The following is a 15,170-nucleotide window of genomic DNA, read 5'->3' on the forward strand; positions in this document are numbered from 1 at the left end:
CGATTCGGGTTAGAACCCGAATCGCCACTCACGACCCACGTGAGCGTCAGGCCTTGGTGATCGGCTGCTGCAGCTCGGTGACCCACTTGTCCCCGTCCTCTGGGCACTCGAGGTAGAACTCCCGCGCCGGGCCGCTTGTGCGGTACCCGTGGGCGTCGACCCACTTCGCCAGTGCCTGATAGCTGGAGAGCGCGGTCGCCATCGAACCTCGGTGCAGGATCGTCGCCGCAGTCGGGACTTCGGCGAGGCGGACCGTCGAGAATCCTTCCGTACCATCGGTTTGGGCCGAGATCGGGACCGCGGCGTGGATCAGCACTCGTTCGCCGTCGGTGTCGTCTTCGTAGTAGGCGATGAGCGGGCCGGACGGCGTGATCGGGCCGAGCGCGCCGAACAACTCCTTGTAGAGCCCTTGCACGATGGGCCCGATCTCGTCGTTCACGTAACCGCTCGCCGTCCCGGTCAGTTCGGCGACGCGCACCGCGGGCAGGCTTTTGACGACGACGTCTTCGGAAGGCATGGTTCCCTCGCTTTCGATGGACCGGAGCCTCGCTTCGACGGCCTTGAGCCGCGCCTCGTCGGCCTCGATGGCCGCTTCGAGTTCGGCACGCCGCAGTCTCAGCATGCCGCGCAGTTCGTCCGCGCCGATCTCCGCGTCGAGGATCTCCTGCACCTGGGTGAGGGTGAAGCCGAGATCCTTGAGCGCGATCACCCGGTTGAGCCGGGCCAGCTGCTCGCCGGTGTAGGACCGGTAGCCGCTGAACGGATCGACGTGGGCGGGACGCAGCAGCCCGATGGCGTCGTAGTGACGCAACATCCGGACCGACACCCGGCCGTGCTTGGCGAAATCTCCGATACTGAACATGACGCCTCCCAGCGCACAGCCTGACACGGTGTCACAGTCAAGCGGTCAGCGCACGAGCCGGAAGAACGACCGCACCTCCTCGGTGAACACGCCGGGCTGTTCGAAGGCCGCGAAGTGGCCGCCCCGGTCGAGCTCGTTCCAGTACCGGATGGCGGTGAACCGGCGTTCCGCCCAGCGGCGGGAGGGACGCGGGGTCTCGCGCGGGAAGATCGAACAGCCGGTCGGCACGGTGATCGTGTCCACAGTGGATTCGGCGAACCAGCTCGACACCTCGGCGAAACTCTCCCAGTACAGCCGGGCGGACGAGGCGCCGGTGCCGGTCAGCCAGTAGAGCGTGATGTCGTCGAGCATCGCGTCGCGGCTCAGCGCGTTCTCCGGGTGACCGTCGCAATCCGTCCACGCCTGGAATTTCTCGACGATCCACGCGCACAGCGCGACCGGCGAGTCGGCCAGCGCGTAGCCGATCGTCTGCGGCCTCGTCGCCTGCTGGATCGCGTAACCCGAACCGTCGGCCTTGGCGCTTTCGAGGTCGGCGAGCGACTTCCGTTCGGATTCGGTCAGGTCGTCGAACGTCGCCGGGTCCGGTGCCGCCAGCGGTGGGTTGAGATGGATCCCGGCCAGCCGGTCGGGCGCCGTCCGGCCCATGAGTGTGGTGATGCTGGTGCCCCAATCGCCGCCTTGGGCGCCGTAACGCTCGTATCCCAGGCCCTCCATGAGGCGGATCCACGCGTCGGCGATGCGCTGGATCGACCAGCCGGCACGTGCGGGTTTGTCGCTGAAGCCGTACCCGGGCAGGGACGGGACCACGACGTGAAAGGCGTCCGCCGCGTCACCGCCGTGGGCGACCGGATCGGTGAGGGGGCCGAGTACGTCGAGGAACTCGAAGATCGAGCCGGGCCAGCCATGGGTGAGGACCAGCGGCAGCGCGCCGGGATGCGGGGAGCGGACGTGCAGGTAGTGGATGCCGAGCCCATCGATCTCGGTCCGGAACTGGGGGAACGCGTTGAGTCGCGACTCGGCTGCTCGCCAGTCGTAGGTGTCCGCCCAATAGGCGCACAGTTCACGCAGGTAGGCGGCGGGAACGCCCTGCGACCAGTCGGCGACGGTCTCGTCTTCGGGCCAGCGGGCACGGCGGAGCCGATCCCGGAGGTCTTCGAGGTCAGCCTCCGGGATCCGGGCTTGGAAGAGCGTGCTGTCCATGCCGGCTGACGCTAACGAAGGGGTCCGACAATTCCCCGGTTTGCCGGTATACCGCCCGTTGACCGAGGGCAGGCCGGCGGGCTATTCTCGATATACGAAAGAAAGTTTCCGCAGAGCGAAATTGCAGAGGTTTTAATGGCTGATCTTGCCGGTTCGCGTCATGCGCTGCCGTACGTGCTGAACCTGTCGCTGGTCTTCACCGAGCTGCCGCTGCTCGACCGTGCGGAGGCGGCGCGCGCGGCGGGTTTCACCGCGGTCGAGTACTGGTGGCCATTCGAGACGCCGGTGCCGGACGCCGCCGAGGTCGACGCTTTCGTGGCGTCGGTCGGGCGGGCGGGCGTCGCGGTGACCGGGCTGAACTTCTTCCCCGGTGACATGGCGGGCGGCGACCGCGGCCTGGTCACCTGGCCCGGCCGTGAGGACGAGTTCGCCCGCGGTATCGCCTCGGCGATCGACCTGGGCGAGCGGCTCGGCTGCCGGCGGTTCAACGCGTTGTACGGCAACCGGATCGACGGCGCGGATCCGGCCGGGCAGGACAAGCTCGGCCTGTCGAATCTGGCGCACGCGTCGGACGCGGCCGCGCGCATCGGCGCGGAGATCGTCCTGGAGCCGTTGTCTGGGGCGGAGAAGTACCCGCTCAAAACCGCGGACGACGTACTGAAGGTGCTCGACGAACTCGGGCGGGACAACGTGAAGCTGCTGGCCGACCTGTACCACCTGGCGGTCAACGGTGACGACCTCGACACGGTCACGACCGTCCACACCGGACGGATCGGCCATGTGCAGATCGCCGATTCCCCAGGGCGTCACCAGCCGGGTACCGGAACGCTGGACATCGAGGGATACCTGGAAAAGCTGCAGACGGCGGGATACCGCGGGCAGGTCGGCGTGGAGTACAAGCCCGACGGGCCGAGCGCGGATTCGCTGTCGTGGCTGCCTTTCGAACGAAGGGGACTGGCATGACCAAGCTGGGATTCATCGGCCTGGGCATCATGGGCGGGCCGATGGCGGGACACCTTGTCGCCGCCGGCCACGAGGTGAGCGGATTCGACACGAACGCCGACGCGCTCGCGAGGCTGGAAGCCGCGGGCGGCAGGGCCGCGAACGGGGTGACGGACGCGGTGGCGGGCGCGGAGGTCGTCATCACCATGCTGCCGAACCATCCTCAGGTCGAGGCCGTCGTGCTCGCGGCGGGCGGGGTGCTGGAGTCGGCGAAAGCGGGCACCCTGCTGATCGACATGAGCACCATCCGGCCGGAGACCTCCGTCGAGGTGGCAGAGCGGGCGGCGGCACGGGAGATCCGGGTGCTGGACGCGCCCGTTTCCGGTGGCCAGGCCGGAGCCGAGCGGGCATCACTGTCCATTATGGTCGGTGGCGATGGCGAGGACTTCACCGCGGCGCTCCCGATCCTGGAGTCTGTCGGCAAGACGATCGTCCACGTCGGGCCGCACGGCGCCGGCCAGGTCGTCAAGGCCGCGAACCAGCTGGTGGTCGGCGGCACCTACGGGCTGATCGCCGAGGCCATCGTGCTGCTGGAAGCCTCCGGCGTGGACGCCGGTGTCGGGCTGGACGTCCTCGCGGGCGGCCTCGCGGGCAGCCGGATCCTCGAACTCAAGCGGAAGTCCATGGTGGCGCGGGAATTCGCGCCGGGCTTCCGGATCGACCTGCACCACAAGGACATGGGCATCGCGCTCGCCGCCGCCAGGCAGGCCGAGGTCGCGCTGCCGCTCACCGGGCTGGTCGCCCAGCTCGTCGCCGCCGGACGGGCGATGGGCCACGGCTCGCTCGATCACTCCGCGCTGCTGAAGGTCGTCGAAACGCTGTCCGGCGCGGAAAACAAGGAGTGACGCATGCCCAGAATCCCCGCCATGCAGGCCGTCGTCGACGTCCTGGTCAGTGAGGGCGTCGACACCGCGTTCGGCTGCCCCGGCGCCGCGATCCTCCCGCTGTACCACGCGATGCAGGACAGCGGTATCGAGCACCTGATCGTGCGCCACGAAGAGGGCGCGACCCATATGGCCGACGGCTGGGCGAGGACCACCGGCAACGTCGGCGTCGCGATCGGCACCTCCGGGCCCGCCGGGACGAACATGATCACCGGCCTCTACACCGCGCAGGCCGACTCGATCCCGATCCTGTGCATCACCGGGCAGGCCGACTCGCGGAAGCTGCACACCGAGGCGTTCCAGGCCGTCGACATCGTCGAGATCGCCAAACCGGTGACGAAATGGGCCGTGCAGGTCAAGGAGGCGGCCCAGCTGCCGTGGGTGTTCCGGGAGGCGTTCCGGATCGCGCGGTCCGGCCGTCCGGGACCGGTGCTGATCGACCTGCCGATCGACGTCCAGCGGCAGGAGATCGAGTGGGACTCCAGTATCGACTCGCCGCTGCCGGTCACCAGGGCGACGCCGTCACCGGCCAGGGTCCAGCGCGCGCTGGATCTGCTGCTGGCCGCCGAACGGCCACTGATCCTCGCCGGTGGCGGCGTGGTGCTCGGCGACGCGAGCGACCGGCTGCGGACCGCGGCCGAGCTGCTCGGCGTCCCGGTCGGCGTGACGTTGATGGGCAAGGGGACCTTCCCCGAGGACCACGAACTGTTCGCCGGCATGGCGGGTATCCAGACCTCGCAGCGCTGGGCGAACGCGGCCTTCCTCGAAGCGGATCTGGTGCTGGCGCTGGGCGCGCGGTTCGGCGATCGGCACACCGGTGACCTCGACGTCTACCGCGGGAACCGGAAGTTCATCCACGTCGACATCGAGCCGACGCAACTGGGCAAGGTGTTCGGGCCGGACCTCGGCATCGTGTCGGACACGGGCGCCTTCCTGGACGCGCTGATCGAGGCGGCGTCGAAGCGTTCGCCGGTGCGGGATCGCGCGTGGCCACAGCGGATCGGCGAGCTCAAGGAGAGCCTGCCCCGGCGCGAGGACTTCGAGGACACACCGATCAAGGCGCCCCGGGTGTTCAAGGAGATCAACGAGTTCTACGGTGAGGACGCCTACTTCGTCACCGCGATCGGGCTCTACCAGATCTGGTCCGGGCAGTTCCAGCGCGCGCACAAGCCGCGGCACTACCAGGTGTGCGGCCAGGCGGGGCCGCTCGGCTGGGAGATCCCGGCGGCGATCGGGGTCAAGAAGGCGAAACCGGAGGCCGAGGTCGTCGGCGTCGTCGGGGACTACTCGTTCCAATTCCTGGTGGAGGAGCTGGCGGTCGCCGCGCAGTACGACGTCGGGTTCGTGCTGATCATGCTGAACAACGAGTACCTCGGGCTCATCCGGCAGGCCGAGACCGGCTACGAGATGAACTTCGAGGTCGACATCCACTACGACAAGATCGGCACGGACAACGTGAAGGTCATGGAGGCCTACGGCTGCTCCGGCACCCGCGTCACCGAGCCGGGCGAGATCCGGGCTTCACTGGAGTGGGCACGCAAGGAGGCCGAGCGGACGTCGCGGCCGGTGCTGGTGGAGATCATGATCGAACGCGAAGGGAACGCCGCGATGGGCAAGGCACTCGACAGCGTCGTCGAGTTCGAGCCGATCGCGGGCTGAACGACGGTGTCCCGGCGGCTCGCCCGCCGGGACACCGTCGTCCGGTCAGGCCTTGCCCTGGTCGTTGCTCAGCCACTTCTCCGGCCGGACGCGGACCAGCACGGAGTTGTCGCCGAGCGCGCCGTCGACGTACTTCGTGCCCTCGTCCTCAGGCAGGTAGCGGTGCGCGATCTTCAGCGCCTGCTCCCTGGTCGGCGGCGCGTCGTTCGCGATGACCGGACCCTCGGCCGTCACGTACTTGTACGGCAGCGTCTCCGACTGCGCGACCAGGCTGAGCCTGCCCGCCTTCTTGATCGCCTTGTCCTTGACCGAGCCGCCGTCCATCCAGATCAGGAGCTCTCCGCCTGGCTCGTAGTCGTACCAGACCGGCACGGCCAGCGGCGCCCGGCCTTCCCGTTCCACGGCCAAGACCCCGATGTGGACCTCGCTCAGGAAGGCTTCCCGTTCTTCGGCGGTCATGACGAATGACGACATCCGTGTCTCGCTTCTCTCGGTTGGTGGCTACGAGAAGCGGTAACGCGGAACGGGTTCAGGCCATTCCGGGCGCTGAGTCGGCGATGTTACGTGATTGGACGGACGACACGCGTGATCCGGTGGACGACACGCGTGACTGGATGGACGACACGACCCGCGGCCGGTTTCCGCCGCGAGTCGTCCGTCCGATCACGCGAAACCGCCACCCGCGCACCGGCAGAACCTACTAAGCGAGCGTGGCGGTCCCAGAGGTGGTGAAGGCCTCCTTCCCTACCCTCAAGGTAGGCAAGGAGGCCTTCACGACGCCAGCAGGTCCTCCGCGGTCCGCGTGTTGATCACCCGGTCCGGCTCGATCCCCAGCTCGGTGGCCCGCGCGCAACCGTAGACCAGCCAGTCCAGCTGCCCCGGCGCGTGCGCGTCGCTGTCGATCGCGAAGTCGCAACCCAGGTCCACGGCCAGGTTCAGCAAGCGCGTCGGCGGGTCACGGCGCTCGGGACGCGAGTTGATCTCGACGGCGACCCCGTTGTCACGGCACGCGGTGAACACCGCCTCCGCGTCGAACTCCGACTCCGGCCGCTTTCCACGGCCTCCCATCACCAACCGCCCAGTGCAGTGACCGAGCACGCGAACCCGCGGATGCCGCACCGCGGCGATCATCCTCGGCGTCATCTCCTTCGCGGGCATCCGCAGTTTCGAGTGCACGCTCGCGACGACGAAGTCCAGCTGTTCCAGCAGTCCTTCCTCCTGGTCCAGCGTGCCGTCGAGGAGGATGTCGACCTCGATACCGTGCAGGATCCGGAACGGCGCCATCGTCTCGTTCAGTTCCGCGACGACGTCCATCTGCCGCCGCAGCCGTTCCGGCGAAAGTCCGTTGGCGACGGTGAGCCGCGGTGAGTGATCCGTCAGCACCATCCATTCGTGGCCGAGCGCGCGGGCGGCCTCCGCCATCTCCTCGATCGGGCTTCCGCCGTCGGACCAGTCCGAATGGGTGTGGCAGTCGCCGCGCAACGCCGCCCGCATCGGGCCGCCGTCGGGCAGCTTCGGCTCGCCGAGCTTCTCGAAATACGCGGGACGGCGTCCGGCGAGGACGTCTTCGACGACGGCCGCGGTCGCCTTGCCGATATTCGGCAACGCGGTCAGCGTGCCCGCCTCGGCGCGTTTGCGCAGGTCGTCGGGCTTGACCTTGGCGATCACCGAAGCCGCTTGCCGGAACGCCCGCACCCGGTAGGTCGGCTCGCCCGCGCGCTCCAGCCGGAACGCGATCTCCCTCAACGCCTGCGCCGGTTCCATGGCTACCTGTCTACCCGGTCAGCGGCGAGGCGGCAGCTCATGAAGAGCCACGTCGTGCAGCTCGCCGTCGCGGATCTCGGCGGTCTGATAGGTGCAGAACGGCTGACGCCGCCGGTCGGTCGGCGAGCCGGGGTTCAGCAGGCGCAACCCCTTCGGTGTGACCGTGTCCCAGGGGATGTGGCTGTGCCCGAACACGAGGACGTCGGTGTCCGGGAACTGTTCGTCACAGCGGCGCTCACGCCCCTGCTTACCGCCGGTTTCGTGGATGACCGCCAGGCGGACGCCGTCGAGGTCCGCCCGCGCGATCTCGGGGAGCCGCGCCCGCAGGTCCGCGCCGTCGTTGTTGCCGTAGACCCCGATGAGCCGCTTGCTCCGGTCCTCGAGTTCGTCGAGCAGGGCGACCTCGACCCAGTCACCGGCGTGGATGACGACGTCCGCCGCCTCGACCTCGCGCCAGACTTGAGCCGGCAGCACCTTCGCGCGCTGAGGCAGATGCGTGTCGGCGATGAGCAACAAGCGCATCATTCGTCGCCGATGGTCTCGAGGATCCGGTCCAGGAAGTCGCCGATGTGGGCGCGCAGCAGCCCCGCCGCGCCGTCGGCGTCACCTTTCTTCGCCGCCGCCAGCACCGCCTTGTGCTCGGCCCATTCCCCGCGCCAGCTGGGATTCGCCGCCCAGCCGACCACGCTGATCAGCGCCGCGCGGTCCTTGAGGTCGTCCAGCATCGAGACCATCAGCGGATTGCCGCAGCCGCTGTAGAGCGCGCGGTGGAACCGGCGGTTGAGCAGGCTGAGCGCCGCCTGATCCTTGGCCGAGATCGCCGCCGACGCCTCCTTCAACGCCTCCGCGGCGTCTTCGAACAGTTCCGGCGAGCGGCGTTCGACCGACCGGCGCACGGCCTCGGGCTCCAGCACCATGCGAACGTCGTAGACGGACTTCGCCAGCTCCGCGTCGACCACGCACACCGAAGCGCCCTTGTACGGGCTGAAGGTCACCAGTCCCGTGTTCGACAGCACCTTGAGCGCCTCACGGACCGGTGTCTTCGACACCCCGAGCCGGGCCGCGAGTTCGGCTTCGACCAGTGGCTGGCCGGGCTTCAGCTCCCTGGTGAGGATGCCGCGGCGGATCTCTTCGAGCACCACTTCGGTCCGTGAAGCGGGCAGGCTGAAGGTCGAAGGCATGGGGCGATCATATATGAGATGTCATACTCACGGTCATGAGGAACCCTGAGGCACTCCGAAGCCACCGCTGGTTCGGCGGCGACGAACTACGCGGTTTCAGCCACCGGGCCCGGAGCAGGCAACTCGGCTACAACCCGGAGGAGCACCTCGGGAAACCCGTCATCGCGATCCTCAACACCTGGAGCGACATCAACCCCTGCCACATGCATCTGCGAGAGCGGGCGGAACAGGTCAAACGCGGGGTGTGGCAGGCGGGCGGCTTCCCGCTGGAGTTCCCGGTCGCGACCCTGTCGGAGACCTTCCAGAAGCCGACACCCATGCTCTACCGGAACCTGCTTTCGCTGGAGACCGAAGAGATCCTGCGGTCCTACCCCGTCGACGGAGCGGTCCTCATGGGCGGCTGCGACAAGACGACACCGGCGTTGCTGATGGGCGCGACGAGCGCGGGACTGCCCGCGATCTTCGTCCCCGCCGGCCCGATGTTGCGCGGGCATTGGCGGAACGAAGTGCTCGGCAGCGGCACCGACATGTGGAAGTACTGGGACGACAAGCGGGCCGGGCTGATCGGCCACGAGGAACTGTCCGAATTGGAGCGTGGGCTGGCCCGTTCTCCCGGAACCTGTATGACGATGGGGACCGCGTCCACCATGATGTCGGTCGCGGAGGTGCTCGGCCTGACCTTGCCCGGCGCCGCGTCGATCCCCGCCGTCGACTCGGCGCACCACCGGATGGCCGCGGCGAGCGGAGCGCGTGTCGTCGAGATGGTGTGGGAGGACCTCACCGTCACGAAGATCCTCGACGAGCGCGCGTACGCCGACGCGATCACCACCGTGCTGGCGCTCGGCGGCTCGACCAACGCCGTCATCCATCTGATCGCGATGGCCGGGCGCGCGCGGATCCCCTTGTCCGTCGACGATTTCGACGCGATCGCGCGCCGGGTCCCCGTGCTGGCGAACATCCGCCCCGGCGGTGACTGGCTGATGGAGGACTTCTACTACGCCGGCGGGCTTCCTGGCCTGCTCTCCCGGCTGACCGACCTGCTGTGCACCGATCGGGTCACCGTCACAGGCCGGACTCTCGGCGAAAACCTGGCTTCGGCGCAGGTGCACGACGACGACGTCATCCGTACGCGTGACAACCCGGTCGCCGCCGAGGGAGGGGTCGCGGTGCTTCGCGGCAATCTGGCGCCGTCGGGCGCGGTGATCAAGCACATCGCCGCCGATCCCCGGCTGCTCGTCCACACCGGACCCGCGGTGGTCTTCGACGACTACGAGGACTTGAAGAACCGTGTCAACGACCCCTCGCTCGGCATCACCGAGGATTCGGTCCTCGTCCTGCGCGGATCCGGCCCGCTCGGCGGTCCGGGGATGCCTGAATACGGGATGCTGCCGCTGCCGGATCACCTGCTGGCCAAGGGCGTCCGGGACATGGTCCGCGTCTCCGACGCCAGGATGAGCGGCACCAGTTACGGGGCGTGCGTGCTGCACGTCGCGCCGGAATCCCACGTCGGCGGACCGCTCGCGCTGGTCCGCGACGGCGATCGGATCACTTTGGACGTTCCTTCGCGACAGTTGAGCCTCGACGTCGATGATGCGGAATTGCAACGTCGCCGGGCACGGTGGAACCCGCCCGCTCCACGGTACGAACGGGGTTACGGCGCGTTGTACGCCGAACACATCACGCAGGCCGACGAGGGCTGTGACTTCGACTTTCTCGCCAGAGTGGGTGAAAATCCCGAACCTGACGCCCGGTGACCACCCGACGGAGTGACCCGCTCACCCAACCGGGCGAGTTGCACGGCCACAAAACGCGCCCCGTATCTTGAACCTACGTCCGGAACATGTGGAAGCCCGGATGTTCGATCACGACGCCCGGCTACGCCGGACCGTGGAGGGTGGAGAGTTGCCGCAGGAACCGCGCTGGCCCGAGTCCCACGCTGAGCAGACGGACATTCTCCCGGTCGTCACGCCCGGGTTCGCGGAGTCTGCCACGCCGGAGGAGCCCGCGCCACCGAAGCGCCGCCGCAGCTACCGCAAGGCCGCCTTCATCGGCGGCGGCGTGTTCGGCCTGCTGGTCGTCGCGTACGCCCTCGACGTGCTGGTCTCCCAGGGCAGCGTCCCCCGAGGCGTCACCGTCGCCGGGGTCGACGTCGGTGGGATGGACCGCGCGGCGGCCGAGAAGGAGCTCCGCGGCGGCATCGAGCCGCGGCTGACCCGGCCGGTGAAGGTCGTCGCGGGCGACGCCGAGGAGTCGCTGGCGCCGAACAACGCGGGGCTGCGCCTCGACTGGCCCGCCACCCTCGACCAGGCCGGTGACCAGCCGCTGAACCCGTTCACCCGGATCGCGTCGTTCTTCTCGACCACCGAGGTCGGTGTCGTCACGCAGACCGACGACGCCAAGCTCACCGGCGCGCTGGAGAACCTGCGCGACAAGGTCGACCGCGACCCCGTCGAGGGCACCGTGCGCTTCGAGGAGGCCAAGCCGGTCGCCGTCGAGCCGAAGACCGGGCAGAAGCTCGACCTCGAAGCCGCCAAGAAGACCATCCTGGAGCGCTGGGCCAGTGGCGAGGCGCTGACGCTCGCCGTCACCCAGACCCCGGTCAAGGTCTCACCGGAGGCCGTCCACGCCGCTCTCGAGCAGATCGCGAAGCCCGCCGTGGCGTCGCCGATGGTCGTCAAGGGCGAGGGCAAGGACGCGATCGTCAAACCCGAGCAGATCGCGGCCGCGCTGACCTTCGAGCCCGTCGACGGCGGCGTGCTGAACCCGAAGGTGGACAACAACAAGATCATCGAGGCCGCGGGCCCGCAGCTGAAGTCCACCGAGAAGGAGGGCAAGGACGCGCAGATCGTCTTCGAAGGCGGCAAGCCGACCGTGCAGCCCTCCGAGGACGCCAACGTCGTCGACTGGGAGCCGAGCCTCAAGCCGGTGCTCGACGTGCTCAAGCGCGCCGCACCCCGCGAGCTGCCCGTGACCTACAAGAAGACCCCGGCCAAGGTGACCACCGAGCAGGCGAACCAGCTCGGCATCAAGGAGGTCGTCAGCGAGTTCAAGACCGGCGGGTTCGCGCCGGACTCGGGGACGAACATCCGGGTCGTGGCGCAGAAGGTCAACGGCGCCATCGTGAAGCCGGGCGAGACGTTCAGCCTCAACGGGTTCACCGGGCCGCGCGGCACGGCGCAGGGCTACGTCGAGGCCGGTGTCATCAAGGACGGCGCGCCCGGCCGCGAGGTCGGCGGCGGGATCTCGCAGTTCGCGACCACGCTGTACAACGCCTCGTACTTCGCCGGCATGAAGGACACCGAGCACAAAGAACACAGCTACTACATCAGCCGCTACCCCGCCGCGCGCGAGGCGACCGTGTTCCAGAACCACAACGGCGGCAGCGTGATCGACCTGAAGTTCACCAACGACACGGACACCGGTGTCGCGATCCAGACCATCTGGACGCCGTCGGACATCACGATCCGGCTGTGGGGCACCAAGAAGTACACCGTCGAGTCGATCCCCGGCGGCCGCACCAACTCGTCCGAGCCGCCGACGAAGCCCGGCCCCGCCGAGAACTGCAAGCCCAGCAACGGCGCGCCCGGCTTCACCACGTCGGACACCCGGGTCATCAAGGATGCCTCGACCGGCCGCGAGATCCGTCGTCACACCAGGAACGTGCACTACAACCCGCAGCCGAAGATCACCTGCGGCACGGAGTAACCCGGGGCTGAAGGGGACTTTCCCCCCATCTCACGAGGCGAAGGGCGCTTTCCCTGCATCACATGCGGGGAAAGCGCCCTTCAGCCTCTTGACGGTTCACCACGCGCGTCCGGGGCGGTACGCTCGGTGACTCACCCGACCTGGCGGGGGTGGTCACCTCGTGGAGTCCAAGGCGACCTTCCGGCAGATCCTCGCGGTCGGCGAACTGCGGGCGATCTGGTTCGCGGAACTCCAGTCGATCCTCGGTGACCAGGTGGCCAGGGTCGCCCTGTCGGTGCTGGTGTTCGAGCGGACCGGTTCGGCGACCTGGCCCGCGCTGACCTACGCGCTCACCTATCTGCCCGATCTGATCGGCGGGCCGCTGCTCGGCGGTCTGGCCGACCGGTTCCCGCGCCGCGCGGTGATGGTCTGCTCCGACGTCGTCCGCGCGCTCCTGGTCGCGGTGCTCGCCGTCCCCGGCATCCCGTTGCCCGTGCTCGCCGCCGTGCTCGTGGTGGTGCAACTGGCCAACGCGCCGTTCACCGCCGCGCAGGCCGCGGTCCTGCCGTCGGTGCTCAGCGGGGATTCCTACGTCCTCGGCCAGTCCCTCATGAAGATCACCAACCAGGTCGGCCAGCTCGCCGGATTCGCCTTGGGCGGCGCGGTGATCGCCGCGATCGGGCCGGGCCGCGGGCTGGCACTGGACGCGGTGACGTTCGGTGTCTCGGCGATCGTCCTGCGGCTGGGCGTCCGCGCCCGGGCGGCTTCGGGAGCGAGCGGACCGGCGACGTCGACCCTGCGGCGGCTTTCGGCCGGTGCCAGGACGATCTGGCACGATCGACGGCTGCGCGCGCTGGTCGGGCTGGCGTGGCTGGCAGGGTTCGTGATCGTGCCGGAAGGGCTCGCCGTGCCCTACGCCGCGGAGATCGGCGGCGGCGCGGCGACGGCGGGACTGCTGCTCGCGGCGCATCCCGCGGGGATCGTGCTCGGGGTGTTCGCCTTGGGCCGTCTGGTGCGGCCCGAAGTCCGGTTGCGCATGGTCGGCGGGCTGGCGCTCGGCGCGATCGTGCCGCTCGCGGCGTTCTGGTTCCGGCCTTCGCTCCCCTACGCCGCCGGACTGCTCATACTGTCCGGGATGTGCGCGGCCTACCAGGTCACCGCGAGCACCACGTTCATGCGGCTGGTCCCCGACACCGAACGAGGCCAGGCGTTCGGCCTCGCCGGGTCGGGACTCATCGCCGTGCAGGGAATCGGGCTGATCGCCGGCGGCCTGCTCGTCGGCGTGCTCGGTTCACCCGCGACGACGGTCTCGGTCATCGCACTCGCCGGTCTCGTAGTGGCTGTTCCGGCCACCCGGGCTTGGCGCCACGTGGCCCCGCTTCACCCCCTTTGACCGGAACCGGGTATTCACCAGTTCTGCCCGCGCATGGAGCTCACCCCCTCCACTTCCCCGATCCGGTCACGCGTGGTGCACCCACGCCTACCCATACAGCGTAGTGACACCTAGTATCCAACCGGTTACGTTCGTCTCCGTGGCGCTAACGAATTGGGCGCTGTGGCGGCTACCCAACCGCGGCTTGATCGGCTTCGTCCTCCTGGTGGACGTCGCGGCGATCGCCGGATCCGCCTGGTCTTTTCTCCGGATCCCGTTCACTCGGGGCGACGCACTCCCCTTCGCGATCCTGATCGTCAGTGCCGTGGCGTACACGGAGTTGTCGCGTCCGGTCGAGCGGGTGCGGGAACGGTTCGCGGGCACGCCGCACATCTCGCTCGACAGCGTGTGGACGTTCGCGGCCGTGCTGCTGGTGCACCCGGCGCTCGCCGCGCTGGTCATCGCCGTGTCGTTCTTCTACCGCTGGTTCCGCGGGCAGCCGAACCCGTTGTTCCGGCGGATGTTCTCCACCTCGGCGACCGTGCTCTCGGGGTTCGCGGCCGCCGCCTTCCTCTCCCGGTACGCGGCCCCGTTCGACATGCTCCCCCGCGACGTCTCCGCGTTCGGGTCGATCGTCGCGGCGGGCGGGGTCTTCCTGCTGGTCAACACCGTGCTCATGACCATCGCGGTGTACTACGGCACACCGCACGAGCGGCTGCGCGACGCGCTGGCGAAGCCGTTCGAATACGCGCTCGAAGCGGCGACGATCGCGCTCGGCGTCATCGTCGCGTGGGCTTTGCGGGACTGGCCGGTGGTGCTGCTGCTGGTCGTCGGGATCACGCTGGTGCTGCACCGCGGCGTCCTGCTGCGGCAACTGAAACGGCAGGCGCGCAGCGACGCCAAGACCGGACTGCTCAACGCCAAGGCGTGGCGCGAAGCGGCGGCCGACGAACTCGACCGCGCGCGGCGCGCGGGGCGGCACACCAGCCTGCTGATGGTCGACGTCGACCGGTTCAAACTGATCAACGACCGGCACGGGCATCTGGTCGGCGACCGGTATCTGGCGGCGATCGCGGAAACGCTGCGCACCGAGGTGCGCGGCACGGATCTGGTCGGGCGGTTCGGCGGTGAGGAGTTCGTCGTCCTGCTGCCCGGCACCCCCGCCGTCCACGCCCACGCGATCGCGGAACGGATCCGGTCGAGCGTGGCTTCGCGTGCCGGTGACCTGCCCGAGCACGTCACCGTGTCGATCGGCCTCGCCGACCGGCCGGGCGTGACCGACCTCGACGCGGTGCTCGCCGTCGCGGACCGGGCACTCTATGAGGCGAAGAACACCGGGCGGAACCGGACGTCGGGCTACCAGGTGACCGGCTGACCCGCTCGCGTTTCGCCCTCTGGACGCGTGGCGGAGTTGGCGGCAGGAGCGGGACTCGCCAAGGAGATCCAACCCCATTCGACTATCCACAAGGGACACTTACCGAGCCGAAGTGCCTGATTTGGGCATTTTGCACGTCTTCTCGATGGGGTCGTGAGTGGCAAGGAGCGTTCTAACCCTCCTTGCC

13 protein-coding genes are annotated in these 15,170 nt (G+C 68.8%); 7 read left to right on the forward strand and 6 right to left on the reverse strand.

From position 1 onward, the window contains the following. Window positions 1–46: 46 nt before the first annotated feature. Both LCL61_RS22375 and LCL61_RS22380 read right to left on the reverse strand, forming a co-directional pair. Complete coding sequence (locus LCL61_RS22375; RefSeq protein ID WP_340681499.1) at window positions 47–862, reverse strand: MerR family transcriptional regulator; 816 nt, start codon at window positions 860–862, stop codon at window positions 47–49. A gap of 45 nt (window positions 863–907) precedes the next feature. Continuing rightward, entirely contained in the window at window positions 908–2,062 is a 1,155-nt protein-coding gene (locus tag LCL61_RS22380; RefSeq protein ID WP_340681500.1) for an epoxide hydrolase family protein, read from the reverse strand. Between the two features lie 135 nt (window positions 2,063–2,197). Here LCL61_RS22380 and LCL61_RS22385 point away from each other — a divergent pair, with 135 nt between their 5' ends. From LCL61_RS22385 to gcl, 3 genes are read left to right on the forward strand one after another with little or no spacing between them, the layout of a single operon-like run. Beyond that, window positions 2,198–3,025 (forward strand): hydroxypyruvate isomerase family protein, encoded by an 828-nt coding sequence (locus tag LCL61_RS22385; RefSeq protein ID WP_340681501.1) that lies wholly within the window; start codon window positions 2,198–2,200, stop codon window positions 3,023–3,025. Beyond that, window positions 3,022–3,909 (forward strand): NAD(P)-dependent oxidoreductase, encoded by an 888-nt coding sequence (locus tag LCL61_RS22390; RefSeq protein WP_340681502.1) that lies wholly within the window; start codon window positions 3,022–3,024, stop codon window positions 3,907–3,909. The genes LCL61_RS22385 and LCL61_RS22390 overlap by 4 nt, the downstream gene beginning before the upstream one ends. Window positions 3,910–3,930: 21 nt before the next feature. Continuing rightward, window positions 3,931–5,607, forward strand: coding sequence for a glyoxylate carboligase (gene gcl, locus LCL61_RS22395; protein WP_425342061.1), 1,677 nt, complete (start codon window positions 3,931–3,933; stop codon window positions 5,605–5,607). A 45-nt stretch (window positions 5,608–5,652) separates the two neighbouring features. Here gcl and LCL61_RS22400 read toward each other — a convergent pair whose 3' ends face one another. The 4 genes from LCL61_RS22400 to LCL61_RS22415 all read right to left on the reverse strand — a co-directional run bounded on the left by LCL61_RS22400 (window position 5,653) and on the right by LCL61_RS22415 (window position 8,552). Next, the gene (locus LCL61_RS22400) at window positions 5,653–6,081 is read right to left on the reverse strand and encodes a pyridoxamine 5'-phosphate oxidase family protein (protein ID WP_340681504.1); all 429 of its coding nucleotides are present in this window, start codon (window positions 6,079–6,081) and stop codon (window positions 5,653–5,655) included. Between the two features lie 297 nt (window positions 6,082–6,378). Continuing rightward, on the reverse strand, window positions 6,379–7,371 hold the full coding sequence (locus tag LCL61_RS22405) for a PHP domain-containing protein (protein ID WP_340681505.1): 993 nt from the start codon (window positions 7,369–7,371) through the stop codon (window positions 6,379–6,381). Window positions 7,372–7,389: 18 nt separating this feature from the next. Beyond that, the gene (locus LCL61_RS22410; RefSeq protein WP_340688649.1) at window positions 7,390–7,893 is read right to left on the reverse strand and encodes a metallophosphoesterase; all 504 of its coding nucleotides are present in this window, start codon (window positions 7,891–7,893) and stop codon (window positions 7,390–7,392) included. Further along, on the reverse strand, window positions 7,893–8,552 hold the full coding sequence (locus tag LCL61_RS22415) for a GntR family transcriptional regulator (RefSeq protein ID WP_340681506.1): 660 nt from the start codon (window positions 8,550–8,552) through the stop codon (window positions 7,893–7,895). The genes LCL61_RS22410 and LCL61_RS22415 overlap by 1 nt, the downstream gene beginning before the upstream one ends. A gap of 35 nt (window positions 8,553–8,587) precedes the next feature. Between LCL61_RS22415 and araD the strand changes: the two genes are divergently transcribed. The 4 genes from araD to LCL61_RS22435 all read left to right on the forward strand — a co-directional run bounded on the left by araD (window position 8,588) and on the right by LCL61_RS22435 (window position 14,983). Further along, window positions 8,588–10,306 (forward strand): L-arabinonate dehydratase, encoded by a 1,719-nt coding sequence (gene araD, locus LCL61_RS22420; protein WP_340681507.1) that lies wholly within the window; start codon window positions 8,588–8,590, stop codon window positions 10,304–10,306. A gap of 100 nt (window positions 10,307–10,406) precedes the next feature. Continuing rightward, a complete protein-coding gene (locus LCL61_RS22425; RefSeq protein ID WP_340681508.1) occupies window positions 10,407–12,257 on the forward strand; it encodes a VanW family protein in 1,851 nt (616 codons plus the stop codon). 160 nt (window positions 12,258–12,417) lie between these two features. Then, window positions 12,418–13,629, forward strand: coding sequence for an MFS transporter (locus LCL61_RS22430; protein WP_340681509.1), 1,212 nt, complete (start codon window positions 12,418–12,420; stop codon window positions 13,627–13,629). A gap of 139 nt (window positions 13,630–13,768) precedes the next feature. Further along, window positions 13,769–14,983, forward strand: coding sequence for a GGDEF domain-containing protein (locus LCL61_RS22435; RefSeq protein WP_340681510.1), 1,215 nt, complete (start codon window positions 13,769–13,771; stop codon window positions 14,981–14,983). Window positions 14,984–15,170 lie beyond the last annotated feature (187 nt).

This window comes from Amycolatopsis coloradensis (genome assembly GCF_037997115.1).
GTDB lineage: Bacteria > Actinomycetota > Actinomycetes > Mycobacteriales > Pseudonocardiaceae > Amycolatopsis > Amycolatopsis coloradensis_A.

What these genes read in the sequence shown, in the direction of transcription:
- LCL61_RS22375 (WP_340681499.1), bottom strand. Translation starts at nt 862, where the DNA reads ATGTTCAGTATCGGAGATTTCGCCAAGCACGGCCGGGTGTCGGTCCGG.
- LCL61_RS22380 (WP_340681500.1), bottom strand. Translation starts at nt 2,062, where the DNA reads ATGGACAGCACGCTCTTCCAAGCCCGGATCCCGGAGGCTGACCTCGAA.
- LCL61_RS22385 (WP_340681501.1), top strand. Translation starts at nt 2,198, where the DNA reads ATGGCTGATCTTGCCGGTTCGCGTCATGCGCTGCCGTACGTGCTGAAC.
- LCL61_RS22390 (WP_340681502.1), top strand. Translation starts at nt 3,022, where the DNA reads ATGACCAAGCTGGGATTCATCGGCCTGGGCATCATGGGCGGGCCGATG.
- gcl (WP_425342061.1), top strand. Translation starts at nt 3,931, where the DNA reads ATGCAGGCCGTCGTCGACGTCCTGGTCAGTGAGGGCGTCGACACCGCG.
- LCL61_RS22400 (WP_340681504.1), bottom strand. Translation starts at nt 6,081, where the DNA reads ATGTCGTCATTCGTCATGACCGCCGAAGAACGGGAAGCCTTCCTGAGC.
- LCL61_RS22405 (WP_340681505.1), bottom strand. Translation starts at nt 7,371, where the DNA reads ATGGAACCGGCGCAGGCGTTGAGGGAGATCGCGTTCCGGCTGGAGCGC.
- LCL61_RS22410 (WP_340688649.1), bottom strand. Translation starts at nt 7,893, where the DNA reads ATGCGCTTGTTGCTCATCGCCGACACGCATCTGCCTCAGCGCGCGAAG.
- LCL61_RS22415 (WP_340681506.1), bottom strand. Translation starts at nt 8,552, where the DNA reads ATGCCTTCGACCTTCAGCCTGCCCGCTTCACGGACCGAAGTGGTGCTC.
- araD (WP_340681507.1), top strand. Translation starts at nt 8,588, where the DNA reads ATGAGGAACCCTGAGGCACTCCGAAGCCACCGCTGGTTCGGCGGCGAC.
- LCL61_RS22425 (WP_340681508.1), top strand. Translation starts at nt 10,407, where the DNA reads ATGTTCGATCACGACGCCCGGCTACGCCGGACCGTGGAGGGTGGAGAG.